Here is a 2950-nt window from a genome sequence, read left to right as displayed (position 1 = left end):
GGTTGGGGTCGGTGGGGCGTGCCGGGGCCCCGCACCCCTCGGTCACACCGGCGCCCCGAAGGGGCGCGGGGAACGGCGCGCCCAGCCCCCACCGGACCCGCACCCAAATCCGCACCCGAACGGAACGCACCCGCCTCCCCGACCCCCAGCGGAGCGCCTACCCTTCGCCGCGTGATCCTCGAACCCCTGCCCCTCACCCCGGACCACGACCTCCCGGGCCCCCTCCTGACCGAACTCACCGCGCTCTACGCCTCGAACCACGCGTTCTACGCCCTCAGCGGCGACTTCACCGACCCGCACGACATCCGTCCGGAGCAGGTCGCGAAGGCGCTGGCGGACGAGCTGGCGAACCCGGACGTGGAGGTCCTCCAGGCCCGCAGCGCCGGACAGCTCGTCGCGATCGCGATCACGCTCGCCCACCATCCGGACCCGGGCGACCCCGACCCGTGGATCGGCCTGCTGCTGGTCGACGCGGCCCATCAGGGCAAGGGCCACGGACGGCGGCTGGCGGCACGCATCGAGGACCGCTTCCGCGAGGCGGGCCGGGACGCCGTGCGCCTGGCGGCCCTGGACAACAACCCCGGCGCCTTCGCCTTCTGGACGACGATCGGCTACGAGACGATCGGCCACCGCAAGGACCGCCAACTGGGCCGCCCCTGCGCGGTACTACGCAAAATCCTTCACTAGCCCCTCTGTCCCTCTGTCCCTCTGCCGGGGCACGCGCCTCAGGGACGCGCGGGCCGCCCTTTCCCGTACAACCAGTCGTCCCAGATCCCCGAGAAGTCCTCGTCGGGCGCCGCCTTCTCCACATAGGCGGTGAAGTCGTCGGTGTCCGCGTTGCCGTGCCGCCGCTCGGCGGCCCACCCCCGCAGGATGCCGAAGAACACCTCGTCACCGACCGCCTGCCGCACCTTGTGCAGCACCATGGCACCCCGCTCGTACACAGGACTGTCGGAGATCTGCGCGGCACTCGGCGGCCGGGCGGGCGGAAAGGCCCAGACGGCATCGCTCTCCGCCTCCTTCTCGAAATAATCCCCCTCGTACAGCGCGTCGAAGACGTCCTGTACGGAGTCCCCACCGTGGTCCTCGTCCCACATCCACTCGGCGTACGTGGCGAAGCCCTCGTTCAGCCACATGTCACGCCACGACTTCGGGGTGACGGAGTTCCCGTACCACTGATGGACCAGCTCGTGCACGAGAAGCTCCACGCCGGGCGCTCCGGGGAACACGGGCCGGTTCTGGGTCTCCAGGGCGTACCCGGCGTCGTCCTCCCGCTCCACGATCGCGCCCGTCGACGAGAAGGGATAGGGCCCGAAGTTGTCCTCGGCCCACTTCATGACCTCGGGAATGCGATCGAGCACCTCGGCACTGTCCGCCGCCTGCTCAGGGTCCACGGCCACATAGACAGGCAGCCGCCCAGCCATCGACCGATGAACATCGAACTCCCCAACCGCCACGGTCACCACATAGGAGGCCACAGGCTCCGAAACCCGCCAGTCGAAGACAGCCCGCCCACCCTTGACCGTCCGCTTCCGCAACTCCCCGACGGAAACGACCTCCAGCCCCTCGGGCACCGTGACCGCGATGTCGTACGAGGCCTTGTCGCTCGGATGGTGGTTCCCGGGAAACCACGCCATGGACCCGGTGGGCTCCCCCAGCCCCAGAGCCCCGTCCTCGGTGGGCAGCCACCCCTCCTCCGACCCGTCGGGATCGGTGACGACCTCCGGCACTCCCTCGTAGCGCACGACCGTCACAAAGGAATCCCCGCCGTCGAGATCCTTACGCGGCCGAACGGTCAGCTCGTGATCACCACTGCGATTGAACCGGGCGGGCTTCCCGTCCACCTCGACGGACCGGACCTCCATCCCCTTGAGATCAAGGTTGAACGCACTGAGGTCCTTCTCGGCCCGAGCCCGGATCTCCGCCTTCCCCACCAGCCGCCGGGACTTCGGCTCGTAGTCGAGCGTGAGCCCGTAATGGGCCACGTCGTACCCCCCGTTCCCCGCCTTGGGAAAGTACGGATCCCCCACCCCGGAACCCCCCGCGACACCCCCCACACCCCCGTCACAGCCGGCGAGCAGGCAAGCCAGCAGAACGGCAGCGGGACCAGAGCGAGCAGACCGGGGCATGGGGGCGATCCTAGAACGGCGTGACACCATCACCCACGTGCTCGACATCGGCTACGCCCTCTCCTCCCGCTTCCCGGACCCCCCGCAGACCGACTACCGCCGTGCGGACGTCCACGCTCTGCGCCACGACCTGTTCTGCGGGGACGTCTACCTCGCCGACACCAAGGCGGACCGGGAGCTGTCCACAGGGTGGGGATGGGTGCCCGTGCTCGACTTCGCGTGGGCCCTGTGCGACATCGTCGAACAACTCGACCAGGACCCCATGGGCAGCAGGGCCTCCCGCCCGCAGCGCGCCGAACTGGACTTCACCGAGTCCACCGACCGCATGCTCTTCGAGCGCCGCTTCGGCTGGGTCGACATCGAGTCGGACTGGATGCCGGTGGAGGAGCCCCCGCTCACGTTCTCCCACACCGAACTCCGCCGCGAGGCCCGGGACTTCCTCCACGACATCCTGGCCGACCTGACGGACCTCCACGAGGGTCTACGGGACAACCCGGCAATCTGGAACCTAGAGGCCCGCTTCCCCCGCCTGCCCTGAGCCAGACGCCCTGGGGGGCTGCGCCCCCAGACCCCCCATCGGCTTGAACGGCCTCGTCCTCAAACGCCGGACGGGCTGAAAGATGACGACCGCCACCCCACCCAACGGCTGACCGCGGAAGCGAGCCACAACGCGAACCCGGAACCGGCCAATAGACGAACGCCGAACGGGCTGAAAGAGGACCGTCACCCGGCGACGAGGCCTGGGAGCGGGCCGTGCCGGTACGTCGAAAGTCCGCCGCGTAGGGCTCCCGCAAAAAAAGTCAGACCCTCCGACCAAGAGC

Annotated in this window: 3 protein-coding genes; 2 read left to right on the top strand and 1 reads right to left on the bottom strand. The window is 69.4% G+C overall.

The annotated features are described in order from the left end of the window. Positions 1–171: 171 nt before the first annotated feature. Positions 172–687, top strand: coding sequence for a GNAT family N-acetyltransferase (locus ACFVH5_RS44185; RefSeq protein ID WP_385839335.1), 516 nt, complete (start codon positions 172–174; stop codon positions 685–687). A 38-nt stretch (positions 688–725) separates the two neighbouring features. Here ACFVH5_RS44185 and ACFVH5_RS44180 read toward each other — a convergent pair whose 3' ends face one another. Continuing rightward, a complete protein-coding gene (locus ACFVH5_RS44180; protein ID WP_385839334.1) occupies positions 726–2129 on the bottom strand; it encodes a M1 family metallopeptidase in 1404 nt (467 codons plus the stop codon). A gap of 37 nt (positions 2130–2166) precedes the next feature. Between ACFVH5_RS44180 and ACFVH5_RS44175 the strand changes: the two genes are divergently transcribed. Then, a complete protein-coding gene (locus ACFVH5_RS44175; RefSeq protein WP_385839336.1) occupies positions 2167–2667 on the top strand; it encodes a hypothetical protein in 501 nt (166 codons plus the stop codon). Positions 2668–2950: the final 283 nt, after the last annotated feature.

It is taken from the genome of Streptomyces sp. NPDC127119, assembly GCF_042677425.1.
In the GTDB taxonomy this organism is placed as follows: Bacteria; Actinomycetota; Actinomycetes; order Streptomycetales; family Streptomycetaceae; genus Streptomyces.
This window is presented reverse-complemented; position numbering and strand designations above follow the sequence as displayed.

Coding starts and splice junctions, on each gene's coding strand:
- ACFVH5_RS44180 (WP_385839334.1), bottom strand. CDS start 2,129: ATGCCCCGGTCTGCTCGCTCTGGTCCCGCTGCCGTTCTGCTGGCTTGC.